The organism is Rhodoferax fermentans (assembly GCF_002017865.1).
GTDB classification, from domain to species: Bacteria; Pseudomonadota; Gammaproteobacteria; order Burkholderiales; family Burkholderiaceae_C; genus Rhodoferax; species Rhodoferax fermentans.
On record NZ_MTJN01000002.1, the window covers coordinates 4297515 to 4313451 of the forward strand.

At 59.5% G+C, this 15937-nt stretch carries 15 protein-coding genes; 3 read left to right on the forward strand and 12 right to left on the reverse strand.

Annotation, left to right across the window (positions count from 1 at the left end; genetic code table 11):
- Positions 1-54: 54 nt before the first annotated feature.
- Positions 55-618 carry a helix-turn-helix domain-containing protein gene (locus tag RF819_RS20040; protein WP_078366584.1) on the reverse strand — a complete coding sequence of 188 codons (564 nt, stop codon included), beginning with the start codon at positions 616-618 and terminating at the stop codon, positions 55-57.
- A 63-nt stretch (positions 619-681) separates the two neighbouring features.
- On the opposite strand from RF819_RS20040, the gene RF819_RS20045 reads away from it, so the two are divergent.
- Together RF819_RS20045 and RF819_RS20050 are read left to right on the forward strand one after the other, a co-directional pair.
- Complete coding sequence (locus tag RF819_RS20045) at positions 682-1380, forward strand: AzlC family ABC transporter permease (RefSeq protein ID WP_078367091.1); 699 nt, start codon at positions 682-684, stop codon at positions 1378-1380.
- 5 nt (positions 1381-1385) lie between these two features.
- Positions 1386-1691: an AzlD domain-containing protein gene (locus tag RF819_RS20050; RefSeq protein ID WP_078366585.1), complete on the forward strand. Its 306-nt coding sequence runs from the start codon at positions 1386-1388 to the stop codon at positions 1689-1691.
- A 9-nt stretch (positions 1692-1700) separates the two neighbouring features.
- Here RF819_RS20050 and RF819_RS20055 read toward each other — a convergent pair whose 3' ends face one another.
- The 5 genes from RF819_RS20055 to RF819_RS20075 all read right to left on the reverse strand — a co-directional run bounded on the left by RF819_RS20055 (position 1701) and on the right by RF819_RS20075 (position 7948).
- Positions 1701-2630, reverse strand: coding sequence for a 2-hydroxyacid dehydrogenase (locus tag RF819_RS20055; RefSeq protein ID WP_078366586.1), 930 nt, complete (start codon positions 2628-2630; stop codon positions 1701-1703).
- Positions 2631-2739: 109 nt separating this feature from the next.
- Positions 2740-3330, reverse strand: coding sequence for a GNAT family N-acetyltransferase (locus tag RF819_RS20060; protein WP_242472689.1), 591 nt, complete (start codon positions 3328-3330; stop codon positions 2740-2742).
- Between the two features lie 127 nt (positions 3331-3457).
- A complete protein-coding gene (locus RF819_RS20065) occupies positions 3458-5470 on the reverse strand; it encodes an acetyl/propionyl/methylcrotonyl-CoA carboxylase subunit alpha (protein WP_078366587.1) in 2013 nt (670 codons plus the stop codon).
- A 55-nt stretch (positions 5471-5525) separates the two neighbouring features.
- On the reverse strand, positions 5526-6302 hold the full coding sequence (locus RF819_RS20070; protein ID WP_078366588.1) for an enoyl-CoA hydratase/isomerase family protein: 777 nt from the start codon (positions 6300-6302) through the stop codon (positions 5526-5528).
- Positions 6303-6325: 23 nt separating this feature from the next.
- A complete protein-coding gene (locus tag RF819_RS20075; protein ID WP_078366589.1) occupies positions 6326-7948 on the reverse strand; it encodes a carboxyl transferase domain-containing protein in 1623 nt (540 codons plus the stop codon).
- 127 nt (positions 7949-8075) lie between these two features.
- On the opposite strand from RF819_RS20075, the gene RF819_RS20080 reads away from it, so the two are divergent.
- A complete protein-coding gene (locus RF819_RS20080; RefSeq protein WP_078366590.1) occupies positions 8076-9131 on the forward strand; it encodes an AraC family transcriptional regulator in 1056 nt (351 codons plus the stop codon).
- Between the two features lie 33 nt (positions 9132-9164).
- Here the strand turns inward: RF819_RS20080 and rbsK are convergent, their stop codons facing one another.
- The 6 genes from rbsK to RF819_RS20110 are packed head-to-tail and all read right to left on the reverse strand — an operon-like array spanning position 9165 to position 15846.
- Positions 9165-10097 carry a ribokinase gene (gene rbsK / locus RF819_RS20085; protein ID WP_078366591.1) on the reverse strand — a complete coding sequence of 311 codons (933 nt, stop codon included), beginning with the start codon at positions 10095-10097 and terminating at the stop codon, positions 9165-9167.
- A 16-nt stretch (positions 10098-10113) separates the two neighbouring features.
- Positions 10114-11211: an aldose 1-epimerase family protein gene (locus RF819_RS20090; protein WP_078367093.1), complete on the reverse strand. Its 1098-nt coding sequence runs from the start codon at positions 11209-11211 to the stop codon at positions 10114-10116.
- Positions 11211-12218, reverse strand: coding sequence for an ABC transporter permease (locus RF819_RS20095; RefSeq protein ID WP_078366592.1), 1008 nt, complete (start codon positions 12216-12218; stop codon positions 11211-11213). Before RF819_RS20095 ends, RF819_RS20090 begins: the two co-directional genes overlap by 1 nt.
- A 13-nt stretch (positions 12219-12231) precedes the next feature.
- Positions 12232-13209 (reverse strand): ABC transporter permease, encoded by a 978-nt coding sequence (locus RF819_RS20100; protein WP_078367094.1) that lies wholly within the window; start codon positions 13207-13209, stop codon positions 12232-12234.
- Between the two features lie 10 nt (positions 13210-13219).
- The gene (locus RF819_RS20105; protein WP_200223973.1) at positions 13220-14788 is read right to left on the reverse strand and encodes a sugar ABC transporter ATP-binding protein; all 1569 of its coding nucleotides are present in this window, start codon (positions 14786-14788) and stop codon (positions 13220-13222) included.
- 5 nt (positions 14789-14793) lie between these two features.
- Complete coding sequence (locus RF819_RS20110) at positions 14794-15846, reverse strand: autoinducer 2 ABC transporter substrate-binding protein (RefSeq protein WP_078366594.1); 1053 nt, start codon at positions 15844-15846, stop codon at positions 14794-14796.
- Positions 15847-15937 lie beyond the last annotated feature (91 nt).

Consider the following 15937-nt stretch of genomic DNA (forward strand, 5'->3'; position numbering starts at 1 on the left):
ATGCAGTGTAGCCATGCGCCAACCGAGGTGTTGCCCGCAACAACCCTAGGCCCCCTAGGTGTAGTCCATCATCAGGATAGCGCGGGTATTGGGCTCCAACGCCTCGTAAGAATGGGCCGTGTCTGCGGGGTAGGACGCATAGTCCCCTGGCAGCAGCTCAATGGTTTTTCCGTCAGGACCGACGCTGGCTCGACCGCTCAGCAGCATCACATGCTCCACCGTTCCTGCCGCATGGGGGAGCGATATTTTGGAGATGCCGGGCTCGAAATCGATGCGGTAAATGTCCCGGCGAACCCGTGGGGGACACGCCGAGAGCAGAACCGCCTCGTACGCAGCATCTGTCGCACGCGTCGCCATCCCCTGCGAAGCACGGATCACTTGCACCGGCACAACTGGCGGGTCCAGCAAGCGGCTGAACGGCAGGTTCAAACCCATCGCCAGCGCCCACAGGCTTTCCAGCGATGGGTTGCCCACGCCCGCCTCCAGCTGGGAAAGGGTGGACTTGGCCACACCAGCCTTGCGGGCCAGCTCTGAAATCGACAACCCGGCCTGTTCCCGCTCACGTTTGAGCGCCGCTGCAATGGCTGGCAAAGGGCTTGTTTCAGATTCTTTTGACATGTTTTTTATAAAAAACGATTGTTCTGTTTGACATTAAAGATCGGTTCGTTCATTATATTGAACATGCGATCTTTATTCAAAACACTTGACCGCGCCACGCTGGGCGACATGGGTCTGGTCTGCCTGGCAGACGGCGTTGTGGGTATGTCATTTGGCGCCATTGCGGTCTCTGGCGGCTTGCCCCTGTGGTTTCCCGTGGCGCTGTCGATCCTGGTTTTTGCCGGTGGGGCGCAGTTTGCAACGGTAGGTGTGCTCTTGGCGGGCGGCGACCCTGTGACGGCGGCCATGACAGGCCTGGCGCTCAACGGCCGCCTGCTGGCTTACGGCCTGACCGTGTCCGAGTTGCTTGGCCAAGGCTGGATGGCGCGCCTGCTGGGGGCCCATTTCATTCTGGACGAGTCGGTGGCCTTTGCGATGAAACAAACCGACCCAGCAGCCAAACGCGCGGCGTTCTGGGTCTGCGGCATCCTGATTTTTGTGGTGTGGAACCTCGCAGTCCTGGCGGGAGCACTGGCGGGGCAAGCCATTGGCAGCGCCAGCAGCCTGGGTCTGGACGCGGCTTTCCCCGCCCTGTTGTTTGCCCTGGTCTGGCCTGCACTGTCCAACGGGACAACCCGTCGTCGGGTGTTGACAGGGGGCGCGCTGGCGCTGGCCAGCGCCCCGTGGGTGGCACCCGGCTTACCGGTGTTGGTGGCGCTGCTGGTGATCGTGCCATCTGCGCTGCGATCAGGCCAGTCCGCCACACCCCCAACGAAAGCGTGAACCCAATGCAGCAAGCCCTCTGGCTTCTGGCCATCGGCACACTGTGTTGTCGCGTGGCAGGCCCTTTTTTCGCCGATCAACTTCGCTTGACAACGCGTTGGCAAGCCTTGCTCTCAGAGGCGGCCATCGTGCTGCTGTGTGCGCTGGCCGCGGTGTCCAGCCTCTGGGATGGCGACCACTTTGCGGGATGGGCACGGCCCATCGGCGTTCTGGTCGGCATGCTCTTGGCCATGAGGCAGGCCGCTTTTCCCGTGGTGGTGGTGGCCGCTGCCTGTGTCACGGCAGGCTTGCGCTGCTGGGGTTTGGCCTGACGGATCCCGTCAATACCCCCGCCCTGGATCCACCACGCCTGTCACAGGCTGGCCTTGGCGCAGAGCCAGCATCTTCTGCATGATCTGTGCAATGCTGTCCATGACCAAGGTACGCGCCGAGGTGTGTGGTGTAAGGGTGATTTTGGGCTCGCGCCAGAACGGGTGCTCTGCGGGCAGCGGCTCGGTGCGAAACACATCAAGCAGTGCGCCAGACAGGTGGCCGCTTTGGATGAGCGCGAGCAGGTCCTCGTCCACCAGATGGGCGCCACGCGCCACGTTGATGACATAGCCCCCGGCTTGCAGGCGACTGAGCCGGTCGTGGTTGAGGATGTTGAGCGTGTCGGGGGTGAGCGGCAGCAGGTTGACCAGCACACGGCTGCTGGCCAGAAAGTCGTCGAGCTGCGCCGCACCCGAAAAGCCGCGCACACCAGGAATCGGCTTGGGTGAGCGGCTCCAGCCGTTGACCGGAAATTCAAAGTGGCACAACGCCTGCGCGACCCGCTCCCCCAACACACCCAGGCCCATCACGCCCACCGGAAAATCGCTGCGCTGACGCGGCTTGTAGTAGGTCCAGTGGCCAGCGCGGGCATCGTTGTCGTAGGCATTGAGGTCACGAAAGTGCCGGATGACACCCTGGCAGACGTACTCGGCCATCTGCACCGCCATGCCCGCGTCTTCCAGGCGCACCACCACAGCCTGGGGCGGCAGGCGCAATTTGAGCAGTGCGTCCACGCCAGCGCCGATGTTGAACACCGCTTGCAGCTGCGGCTGCTCGTCAAAAAACTGCTGTGGTGGCGCCCAGACCACCGCGTAGTCGGCGGGTGCGGCGCCGGGCTGCCAAACGGTGACCTCAGCCTGCGGAAAACTCGCACGCAAACCGGCCAGCCAGGGCTCAGGCTCGGTGTTGGTACAGCAAAAAGTGATTTGAAAGGTCGACATAAATACTCTGAATTTGATAGCTACTTACTGTTTATTGATAAGGGCTGCACCGCAAAAACTCACACAAACTCAACTGCAGAGTGAAAATCAGACAAACTTTTAGCTGATTTCAACTTCTGCGCTGCTTGGACCAGTTACGACGGGACAACCGGTAAAGCATTTGTCGGCGCAATGGGTTGCCCTCGGGCACCAACGGATGCTCGAAGTCGTCAGCAGGCTCACTGGACATCCCCAGTTTCGCCATCACGCGACGCGAATTGTGGTTGGATGGCACGGTATTGGCGACGATCTCCGTCAGCCCCAGATGCTCAAATCCGAATTGGAGCGCCGCCCCGGCAGCCTCTGGGGCGTAACCCTGGCCCCAGAAGCGGCGTGCCAGGCGCCAACCAACTTCCACAGCAGGTGTGAAATGTGCTTTGTAAGAGATACGCAGCAGACCAGCCGCCCCCATAAAGGCACCCGATTCTTTGGACTCAATGGCCCAAAAACAAAAGCCGTTTTCTGCCAAATGCATTTGTTGACGATTGATCCAACCCGTGATGGCCTGCGGTGAGGCGAAAGGCAGAAGATGCGCCATAACTTCTGGATCCACTGACATCGTAGAGAACGGGGCGTGATCCGAATCTTGCCAAGGACGCAAGATAAGGCGTGTTGTTGTCAGCACTTTTGGGCCTAGCCCAGTCATTGCGGGTTCTTGCATGGAACTATTGTCACGAGACTGGTCGATGTTAGACGAGGTAGATCAGCGCCAGTAGCGAAATAGATGCAGGAACCACATGCTCGCTTGCCCCCCTTTCACGCCACCCAAAACAACCTTACGTTGTCAGTCACACCGCAGCCACAGTCAGCCGGAGCAACTCCGCGCCCTCCACCACCTGGTCACCGGGGGCGTAGAGCAACTCGGCCACCACACCGTCCACCGGCGCGGTGATGGTGTGCTCCATTTTCATCGCATCCATCACCGCCAGGGCTTGGCCCTTTTTAACCGTTTCACCCGCCTGCACCGCAAACGACACAACTTTGCCAGGCATCGGTGCGGTCAGGCGGCCCACTTCGGCAGGCGCCTCACCGGCGTGCAGGAGCAAATCAATCGATATGATTTGTGTAGCACCATGCGCAGTGAATATATGGGCTACCTCGCCTTTTCTATATACATTCACAAGTAGCCGCTGGCCGCCAAACTGCAGATCAATGCCTTGTGGCGTGGCTGTGAAACTGAGCACACCCGCTGTCTCACCCACCTGCAAGGACAACGCGCCGTCGTGTAAATAGGTGAGCCCGGCCAACACTTGCTGACCGCCAAACGCAAACACAAAGCGGCGCGTGAAGACCCCATGGCTGCGCCAGCCGTCCGTTTTGCTGAAAGGGTCGGCCGTTTCGGTTGCCCGCTCGTCGATCAGGGTCTGTGCCACATCGGCGGCCGCGGCCAGGGCCAGGCCCACACGCTCCTGATGGAACAAGACCGCCGCCTCGCGCGGGATCAGGCCGGTGTCGAGAAGGGCCTGGGCAAAGGCGTCACTCTGCAGGACATGCCGCAAGAACTGCACATTGGTGCTCAAGCCAACGATGTGGGTCTGCGCCAGTGCGGTATCGAGCTGGGCCAGCGCCTGTTCGCGGGTATCACCATGCACGATGAGTTTGGCCACCATCGAGTCGTAAAACGGGCTGATGACATCCCCCTGGCGCACGCCGTCATCAAACCGCACCGGGCTGACGGCGAAGCTGCTGTGCGCAGGCTTGTGGTAAACGTCTAGGCGGCCGGTGGCGGGCAAGAAGTTGTTGTCGGGGGTCTCGGCGCAGATGCGCGCCTCGATCGCGTGGCCGGTGATGCGCAGCTGATCCTGGCGCAGCGGCAGCGGCTCACCACAAGCCACACGCAGCTGCCATTCAACAAGATCCAAACCGGTGATAGCCTCGGTGACCGGGTGCTCAACCTGCAGGCGGGTGTTCATCTCCATGAAGTAGAACCGCATGTCCTCAGGCCGCCCGTAACCACCGGGATGCTCGACGATGAACTCCACCGTGCCTGCACCTACATAAGCCACCGCCCGCGCGGCGGCCACCGCCACCTCACCCATGGCGCGGCGCAGCTCGGGCGTCATACCGGGCGCCGGGGCTTCTTCAAGCACCTTCTGGTGGCGGCGCTGCACCGAGCAGTCGCGCTCGAACAGGTAGACGTAGTTGCCCTGTGTGTCGCCAAACACCTGGATTTCGATATGGCGCGGGTTCTGCACGTATTTTTCGATCAGCACGACATCGCTGCCAAAGCTGTTGATGGCTTCGCGCTGGCAGGATTCGAGCGCAGCTTTGAAGTCCTCGGACCGGTCAACCACCCGCATACCCTTGCCACCACCACCCGCACTGGCCTTGATCAAGACGGGATAACCGATGTGATCAGCCTCATGCTGCAGCAGCGCCGTGCCCTGGGCGGTGCCGTGGTAACCCGGCACCAACGGCACCCCGGCCTTGTCCATCAGCTGTTTGGACTCGGCCTTCAAACCCATGGCCTGGATGGCCGATGCGGGCGGGCCGATGAACACCAGCCCGGCAGCCGCACACGCCTTGGCAAAGTCCTCGTTCTCGCTCAGAAAACCGTAACCCGGATGCACCGCCTGGGCGCCGGTGGCCAACGCAGCGTCAATGATGCGTTGCCAGCGCAGGTAACTGTCCTGCGGTGCGCTGCCGCCGATGTGGACGAACTCGTCACACGCCGCCACATGTTTGGCGTTGGCATCGGCATCCGAATACACCGCCACGGTTTTCACCCCCAGGCGGCGCGCGGTGGCGGCCACCCGGCAGGCGATCTCGCCTCTGTTGGCGATCAGGATTTTTGTGAACATCTACGTCTCCTTGGCGCCGCCGCCAAATGGTCAAAAAAGTGGCCAACTGCCCCGACTAACTGAGCCAGGACGGCTTTCGTTTGGCCAGGAAAGACGACACCCCTTCCCGACCCTCGTCACTCGCGCGGATGTCGGCAATACCGGCCACCGTGCGTGCGATCAAGGTAGCGTCAATGTCTTGGCCTGCCACCTCGTGCAGCAGCGTTTTGCAGGCCTTGACAGCATTCGGGCTGGCGTTCAGCAGCGCCTGGGTCAGTTCCGTCACCTTGGCATCAAGTTGCTCGGCGCTCGCCACCGCGTGCACCAGGCCGATGCGCAGCGCTTCAGCAGCGTCAAAACGCTCGGCGGTCAGGAAGTAGCGGTGTGCGGCACGTGCGCCCATGGCGCGAACCACGTACGGGCTGATGGTGGCGGGGATCAGGCCGAGCTTGACCTCGCTGAGGCAAAAGCCTGCCGTGTCCACACTCACCGCCATGTCGCAGGCGGCCACCAGGCCCAAACCGCCTGCGTAGACATCGCCCTGAATCCGCGCCACCGTCGGCTTGGGGCAGGTATAGATCACCCGCAGCATCTCGGCCAGCTGCGCAGCATCAGCCAGGTTCTCAGCATGGCTGTAGTCGGCCATACGGCGCATCCAATTCAGGTCGGCGCCCGCGCAAAACGCCGGGCCAACGGCTGCCAGCACGATGGCGCGCACCTGCGGGTCTTGGCTCAGTTGGGTGAAGGCTTGGGTGAGGTCGACAATCACCGCGTCGTTGAAGGCGTTACGAACCTCTGGGCGGCTCAGGGTGACGGTGCTCACCACACCGGTTTGAATGGTCAATGTGCTCATATTGGGTTTCTTTGTGGCGCTGATCACATCCGGAACAAGCCAAATTTGGTGTCCTCGATCGGCGCGTTGCGGCTGGCGCTCAGGCCCAGCGCCAGCACACGGCGCGTGTCAGCCGGGTCGATGATGCCGTCGTCCCACAGGCGGGCGGTGGCGAAATAGGGGTGGCCTTGGTCTTCGTATTGGCGGCGGATCGGGGCTTTGAAGGTTTCTTCGTCCTCCATGCTCCACTGGCCACCTTTGCCTTCGATGCCGTCGCGCTTGACGGTGGCCAGCACGCTGGCGGCTTGTTCACCACCCATGACGCTGATGCGGGCGTTGGGCCACATCCACAAAAAGCGCGGGCCAAACGCGCGGCCACACATGCCGTAGTTGCCAGCGCCAAAGCTGCCACCAATGATGACGGTGAACTTGGGTACGGCGGCGGTGGCCACGGCGGTGACCATCTTGGCGCCGTGGCGGGCGATGCCTTCGTTCTCGACCTTGCGCCCAACCATGAAGCCAGTGATGTTCTGCAAAAACACCAGCGGGATCTTGCGCTGGCAACACAGCTCGATGAAGTGGGCGCCTTTGAGCGCCGACTCACCAAACAGGATACCGTTGTTGGCGACGATACCCACCGGCATGCCTTCAATGCGCGCAAAACCGGTGACCAGCGTGGTGCCAAAACGCGCCTTGAACTCGTCAAAGTCCGAGCCATCAACGATGCGGGCGATGATTTCGCGCACATCAAAGGGTTTGCGGGTGTCAACCGGGATCACGCCGTACAACTCCTCTGCTGCGTATTTGGGAGCTACTGGCGCTTGATCAAAAAGGGCTTGAGGCTTGTTTTGATACAAATTCCTGACCGATTGCCGCGCCAGCGCTAGCGCATGCATGTCGTTTTGCGCCAGATGGTCGGCCACGCCTGACAGCCGCGTGTGCACATCACCGCCGCCCAGGTCTTCGGCGCTGACCACCTCACCGGTGGCGGCTTTGACCAGCGGCGGGCCACCCAGAAAAATCGTGCCCTGGTTCTTGACGATGATGGCCTCGTCACTCATGGCGGGCACATAAGCGCCGCCCGCGGTGCAGCTGCCCATGACCACCGCAATCTGTGCGATGCCCTGGGCACTCATGGTGGCCTGGTTGTAGAAGATGCGGCCAAAGTGGTCGCGGTCGGGGAACACCTCGTCCTGGTTCGGCAAATTGGCGCCGCCCGAGTCCACCAGGTAAATGCAGGGCAGACGGTTTTGCTGGGCGATCTCCTGCGCACGCAGGTGCTTCTTGACCGTCATCGGGTAGTAGGTGCCACCTTTGACAGTGGCGTCGTTGCAGACCACCATGCAGTCCACACCACTGACCCGACCGATGCCAGCCACGATGCCTGCGCCTGGGGCGCTATCGGAGCCATCGCGGTCAGGGTACAGACCCAGGGCAGCCAGCGGAGCGATTTCCAGAAACGGTGTGCCAGGGTCCAGCAGCATCTGCACCCGCTCGCGCGGCAGCAACTTGCCGCGCGCTGTGTGTTTGACGCGCGCCGCCTCACCGCCGCCCAGGGCGACCTGCGCGATCTTGGTCGTCAGATCATCCACCAGGCCACGCATGGCCAGGGCATTGCGCTGGAAATCGGCAGAGCGGGTGTTGAGTTGGGTGTCCAGAACCGGCATGGTTGTCCTTCACAAAGGCGGCAGTGACCCACACGCAGTGTGCAGGTGCGCCAGCATAGGCCAACGACGCAGCCCGCGCCAGCCAGTCAGGTTGCAAATACTGCCAACTGTGGTGATACTGCAAGGCATGAGCACCCACCTTGATGCCAAGCCACAGGCTCGCGCCATCACCCCCGGCCGTGCCGCAAAGGCGCTGACACCGATCGCCTTTGTGAATGCCATTGTGCTGGCCTACAGCCGCGCTGGTATGGACCCGTCACAGGCCCTGGCAGCGGCACAAATTGCGCCAGAACTTCTGGACGATCCAGCAGCCCGCATCACCGCCGCGCAGATGGAAAACATCTCGGGGCTGGCCATGCAGGAACTCGATGATGAAGGCCTGGGCTGGTTCAGCCGCCGCCTGCCCTGGGGCAGCTACGGCATGCTGGCGCGCGCCTCGATCAGCGCGCCCAACCTCGGAGTGGCTTTAAAACGCTGGTGCCGCCACCATGGGTTGATCACCGACGACATCACACTGAGCCTATCGGTCAGCGGCCACAGTGCCAGACTGACGATCACCGAAAACCGAGACCTGCAGGACTTGCGCGAGTTCTGCCTGGTGTCGGTGCTGCGCAACATCCACGGGCTGGCCTGCTGGCTGATCGACTCGCGCATCCCGCTCACCGGCGCGCAGTTTCCATTTAAACCGCCTGCCCACCAGGCTGTGTATTCAGTGCTTTTTTCGGCTCCAGCCCTTTTTACATCAGGGCCAGCAGCTATTGAATTTGATGCAATGTACCTGGCACAGCCGCTGCGCCGCGACGAGGCCGCTTTGCGCCAAATGCTCCAACGCGCGCTGCCGCTGACCGTGCTGCCCTACCGGCGCGACCGCCTGCTGGTGCAACGGGTGCGCCAGGCGCTGAGCAGCCAGCCCGAACACAGCCACAACGCCGAGGCTCTGGCCGCGCTGCTGCACCTGTCGGCACGCACCCTGCACCGCCAGCTCAAGGACGAAGGCGCGTCTTTGCAGGCGCTCAAGGACGAGGTACGCCAGGCCCGCGCCATCGAGCTGCTGCAACGCAGCCAGCGCCCGATCAAACAGGTGGCGCAAGCGGCCGGGTTTCAGAACGAGAAAAGTTTTATCCGCGCCTTCAAAGGCTGGACCGGGCGCTCGCCCGACCAGTTCAGGCGCGCAGGGCCTTAAAACTGCGGCTGCCTCAGAGGTGCAGCCCGGCGTTTACACACCGTATTTCTGGCAAAACGCAGCAAATCCCTCTGCACTGGCGTAGGACTTCTGGGTGCCCGGCTTGGTCACCGCATCTGCCGCATACAGTGCGGCCTTCTTGAGCGAGGACAACACATCGCCCGAAGCCACATAAAAATGGGCAAAACTGCCAATGTAGGCGTCTCCCGCACCGGTGGTGTCGATCGCTTTGATGCGGTCAAACCCGGGGATGAAATCTTGACGGTCTTGCGTCACCAGCATCGCGCCTTTTTTGCCCATCGTCACCACCACGGTCTTGATGCCTTTGGCAATCAGCACACGCGCTGCAGCGACCACTTGTTCGGTGTTTTCCGTTGGCATCTGGGTCAAGGTGGCCAGCTCGGTTTCGTTGGGGACAAGGAAACTGGCCTTGAGGCATTTGCTCAATTCGAGGTCCGGAGCCGCAGGCGCCGGGTTCAGCAGCGTCTCAATGCCATGGCGGGCGCCAAACTCAATGGCGTGGTAGACCGTCTCCAGCGGAATCTCCAGCTGCAAAATGATCAGCTTGCAGGTCTTCAGGTCGGCCTCAGCACGGTCCACATCGGCGGGCATCAGCTGGCCGTTGGCGCCTTTGATGATGAAAATGCAGTTCTCTGCGCTGGAGTCCACAAAAATCGGCGCCACACCACTGCTGGCACCCGGCACGGTGTCAACATAGCGCGCATCGATGCCGTTGTTGATGTAGTTCTGGCGTGTGTTGGGGCCAAACATGTCGTCACCCACCTTGGTCAGCATCAGCACATCGGCACCCAGGCGCGCTGCGGCGACCGCCTGGTTCGATCCCTTGCCGCCAAACCCCATGGAAAACTCGGGCGCTTCGATGGTTTCGCCTTTACGCGGCATACGGTCCGTGTAGGTGACGAGATCAACCATGTTGCTGCCAATGACTGCAATACGTCCTGCCATAACAATCCCCTTTTGGTTAAGCACTCGGTGTGTTCAGGCTGGTTATGGCCGCCTGAACCCCATCCGCCCCTTGGCGATCCAGATAACCCAGCCTGACCTTGAAATGTGCGGTCTCACCGCCAGCCAGGCTGCGCACATTGCCCTTGGCTTTCTCCGCCAGATAACCTTCGGGCTCGCAGCTTCCTGGCAACGCAAAGGCGCCCACCTCCTGGTCGGAATTGCACAGAATCCATCGGATCGTTTTGGGCATGTCCTTGGGTGACCAGGACATGTAGAAACCGTCTTGCTCAGGCCGACGCACCATCATGTGGGTCAGCCCGTTTGGGTCTGACTTGAGATGGCGGATGAAAAAAACCTGTTCCGGGTTGTACTGCGCGACGTCGTGCAACACCTCGGAGCGGTCCGGGTGTTTGGCCAGTTCGTCAATGAGGGCTTGGTACACCGGTGTCGGCTGAATGTGCCCTGGAATCGAGGTTCTGACACAGGTGTCGCTGGGGCTGAAATCTGCCGCCTGAAAGATCTTGCCGTCCTTCACTAGGCCGAAATTGACATGGCTGATGTACATCAGGTCCATGGGTGCACCAGACAAATTCTGGACCTTCATTTCCAGATCAAACAAGCTCTCGTTGGGGCGCAAAACAATCCGTGGTGTGGCCAGGTAATGGTTGCCAAAGCCCATGGCGTACTCCCATTCACTGACCAGCGCCACATAAAAACCGCCCTGGTCTTCACCACAGAGAATATGCGCCCGGTCCATCGGCGCACAAGGCATTTCGCCGTGCAACGCATGGGTGTCCTCGGGGGATGGGCAACCGTTGCGCAGCAGCCCGCTGTGGTAGGCGAAGCAGCCATAAGTCTGCAAAATGTCAGTGGCCGGGCGGGGCTGTTTGAACATGCTTTTCATGCCCAGGCTAACCCCGTCAAACACCGCCTCCCAGACCATCTGCCCCATGAACGGCAGCACGATCAGGTGGCCACGGTTGTTCTTCAGGCGCAGGGCTTCCACACCGCTGTCATACCTGAACAGGCTGACCGACATGTCACCAGCGGAGAAAACTTCCTGCTCGCTCGCCGTAAAAAACGATTTTTTCAGTTCAATGCTGATGTTTTGCATCATGATTTCCCCCGCCGTTTTTCCAGAACCATGTTGAGAATGATGACGCCCACGAGGAACGCCCCGAAGATGAAGTCGATCAGATGGATGCTGAAACGCATGATCTGGAACCCGCTGGAGAGGAACATCAGCGCCAGCACCGCGATGCAAATGCCCAGAACCCGCCCTTTGCCGCCCGCTGGGTTGGTTCCCCCCAAAACCGCAATCAACAGTGCCTGCAACAGGTAAGACGTGCCGTAGTCGGACTTCGCCGCATTCACCCGGGCAGAGAGCAGTATCCCCGCCATGCTGGCCAGCACGCCGCTCATCATGTAACTCAGGAACACCATCTTGTCGCGTTTGAGCCCTGCGAACAATGCCGCCTTGGCATTGGTGCCAATCAACATCAGGTTGATGCCAAAAACCGTTCTGGACAGAAGAAAAGCGATGGCGGAAGCGATCACCACAAAAATCAGGAACGGAATCGACACACCAAAAACAGTGCCCCCGCCGATCTCGGCCCAATACTTCGGAAACCCGGTGATGGCTGGCCCGCCGGTGATGACCAAGGCAAAACCCGTGAACAGCTGGCCGGTGCCGATGGTGGCCAGGATCGGCGTGATGCGCATGCGTGTGATCAGGAACCCATTCAAGGCACCTGCCAGTGTTCCGACTCCCAGCGCCAGGACCACTCCCACACCCACATGCATCAATTGCTGGCTGTCGGACATCGAGGTGTCGCTGCCAATGGTCTTTGAAAAATAGACACCCGCCAGAATCGCAGACAAGTTGGCGATGCCGATGATCGACAAATCAATGCCCCCGGTGAGCATGGCAATCATCATGGCGATCGACAACAGGCCGATTTCGGGAAACAGGAAAGAGATGGACTGAAAGTTGTAGTACCGCAGGAACTTGTCCGGCGACACGATGCTCATGGCCACGAAGATAAACACCGTGATCAGCACCAGCTGAGTCAGGTTGCTGTCGTGCTTCAAGAATCTGCGTGAATCAAAATCTGTAGTCATTTGGGCACCTCAATTACGTGCGACTCTTGCGGTCACGCTTGGCGGAGAAAGCTGTCGCCACGATCAGAATGGTCCCCAGGACCACCAGCTGCCAGGTGGTTTCGACCTTCATGAGGATCAGGCTGTTCTTGACCATCACCAGCATAAAAACACCCATCATGGTGCCGATCACGCTGCCGCTGCCGCCAAAAATCGAAGCGCCGCCCAGCACCACCGCCGCAATCACCTGCATGTCCATGCCAACAAAGTCACGCGGGTTGCACAGCCAGATCATGGAGGAATGCAACATCCCGGCGAAGCCAGCCAGAGCGCCACAAGCGCAATACACAAAGAAGGTGGTTTTTTTCAGGCTGAAGCCCACCCGGCTGGCCGACTCGGCCGAGCCCCCCATCGCATACACACTGCGCCCGAGCATGGTGTATTTCAGGATGATGTGAATCAGCAGCGCGACGCCGAGGTAGATCAGCAACATGCTGGTCATCCCTGAGGTGGTTCCGTCGGGTTTGACCACCGTGTAGATGTCCGACTTCGTGAAGTTGATCAACACCTTGGGAAACCGGTCAATGTTGATCATGCTGGTGCCAATGATGCCCAGAATCAGCCCGCGCACGATGCTGGCGGTGCCCAGCGTCACGATCAACGGGATCATCTTGAACCGGTAAACCAGCAGCGCATTGAATGCCCCCAGGGTCAAACCGATCAGGGTCGCGACGACAAAAGGAAGCAGCACTCCGTCGTATTGGGTCAGCAGCATGCCGTGGACCGTGAGAAACATGCCGGCCACTGCCACGGCCGGGAATGAGACATCAATCCCCCCGGAGATCATGACCAGCAACACGCCAAGCGCCATGATGCCAATGATGATGTTGCTCTGAAGCAGGCTGAACAGGTTGTCAAGATCCCAAAACGCCGGGTTCACGGCGCCAATCAAGATCATGGCCGCGATGATGATCAAACCAATGACGGCTTCGGAATTGCGGAAAAATTTCATGCTGACCACCTCAACCGAAGGATTTCAATTTGGCGTTGATCTCGTCTTCCGAAGTCTGGCTTGCCACCAGTTCCTCCAGGAAGCGCCCTTTGTGCATCATCACGATGCGGTTGCAGTTTTGGATCAACTCGGGAACGTCGTCGGAGATCATGATGACGCTCAAGCCGTTCTCCTGTTGGGTCAGGGCCCGGATGATCTTGTGAATCTCGGCTTTGGAGCCGACGTCCACACCAACTGTCGGACCGTTGAGGATCAGCACTTCTGCACCGGTCATGAGCCAGCGTCCAATCACCACCCGCTGGGCATTGCCCCCGGAGAGCTGATTGACCGGTTTTTCACCACTGGGCGTGGCGATCGTCAGTTTTTTGATCATCTCTGCGGCCAAGCTGGCAGCCTTCTCTCGGTCGATGACCAGATAACGCGACAGCCGCTCGTACATGGTCGACAACATGTTGCGGTTGATCGACTGGGTCGGAAAGATGCCTTCACTCAGGCGATCTTCCGGCACGTAAGCGATCCTGTGGTTGATCGCGTCCTGCACCGAACCGATCTTGACCGGCTGGTCGTTGAGACGGATCTCGCCGCTGAAACCCGTCATCAGACCAAACAAGGACAGCGCAAACTCGGTCCGCCCAGAGCCCAGCAGGCTAGAAATGCCCACAATTTCGCCTGGGAATATCTTGAAATTCAGATCTTCATAACTGCCGGGCAGGCTCAGATGGCGCACTTCCAGTCGCGGCACGACAGCGGTTGTTGCAGGCTTCCATTCAAAGTGATTGACTTCAATGTCGTGCCCGGTCATGTGTTTGGTGATCAGCGCTTCGGTGAAATCACGGGTCTGGCCGTCGGCAATCTTTCGCCCGTTGCGAATCACCGTGATGCGTTCACTGATGTCGAGCATTTCGCGCATCTTGTGACTGACAAACAGGATGGCGATACCTCTGCGCTGGATGTCGCGCACGATCTCAAACAGGGTCGTGATTTCTTTGCCGGTCAGGGCGGTTGTCGGCTCATCCATGATGATCAGACGCACGTCGTTCATCATCGAGCGGGCAATTGCAATCAGCTGTTTTTGCGCCGTTGGCAGGGTCTCGATCTTGGCATCCAGATCAATGTCCACCCCGAGGCGCTGCAAAGCTTCCGACGCCAGTTGGCGCGACTTCTTCCAGTTCACCCAAGTCCGCTTTTCGCGCAACTGGGTATTGATCGACAGGTTTTCCGCCACGGTCAGGTTGCCGAACAACGAAAAATCCTGATAGATCACCTGCACGCCGCTTGCAATCGCATCGACTGGTGATTTGGCAAAAAATGGCTTCCCATCGATCAGCATCTCGCCTTCATCCGGCTGGTAAACCCCGGAGATGACCTTGATGACGGTTGACTTCCCTGAACCATTCTCACCAGCAAGACAATGGATTTCACCCGGCATGATCCTGAGCGAAATCTGATCGAGTGCTTGCACCCCCGAGAATCTCTTGCTAACGTTTCTTAACTCGAGATAGGCATCTGACATTGATATCCCCCGGCTAACAGATCCAACGAAAACTGTGGGGCACTTCCCAACCGAAGCGCCCCACACACGGGTTAGAAGTTGTATTTGCCCATGTTTTCTTTGGTAACACCCACCCAGCCTTGTCCGTACAGCAGGTTAGGCTTCTTGGCATCCGGGCTGCTCAGGTTGCCATACCCTTCCAGGCCGAGGTTCAGACCAGCCTTGATCTGTGCCTTCTTGCCAGACAGTGTCATGACTGCCAGCTCATTCATCGCATAACCCGCAACAGCCGGGTCCCAGAACTGGATGTACTGGATGTTGTTGTTTTTCAGATATTCACCAGCCACCGACACCAGACCGGTCCCGGCGAAGAAGATCTTGCCGTTCAAGCCACGTTCAGCGATCAGACGGCCCGCGCCAGCCGAGGTGGGCATAGGACCACCGAGCACACCCTTGAGCTTGGGATACGTGGTCAGTGTTTCCTTGAGCTTGGTGTAGTCGGTGTTGGCGTCATCAGACGTTTCAAGGCGTTTGGTCACTTCCTGCATCTTGGGGAAGTTCTTCTTCTGGTAGGCCACGCCACCGTCAATCCACTCGTTTTGCGACTTGGAGGTTAGGCTGCCGACGGTGGCCACATACTGGCCTTCACCGCCCATCGACTTGGCCAGCACTTCCATCAGTTTGGCGCCATAGGCCAAGTTGTCAAAGGCTTCTAGTGTGAAGTCCGAGTTTTGCAGGTTGGAGGCTTCGTGCGCGATCACCACAATGCCACGATCACGTGCCTTTTTGAGAACAGGCTCAAGGGCTTCGACCGAGAAAGGCACAACACAAATAGCGTCCACACCTTGAGCAATCAGGTTTTCGATGATCTGCACCTGGGCAGCGGCATCAGCCTGAGAGGGACCCACCATCCAGGTGTCGTGGCCGGTATCGGCCTTGAACTGGTTGACGCCGTTGCGCATGCGGTCAAACCAAGCGATGCCATCCACCTTGACAACCGTGGCGATCGTGAATTTTTTCTTGGTGGCCGCCGCCGTGATGTCCTTACTGACTTTGCTGACGTCGACAGGTCCATTGCCAGCCGCATAAACAGAACTAGCACCCAGCATGGTGATTGCTGTAACGATGGAAAACAACTTCTTCATGTGTACCCCTCTATAGTTTGTCGGACATAAAAACTCAACTCACACTCAGCAGGAATACATCCTGTCGTCTACGACGGATGTACACGTCCAC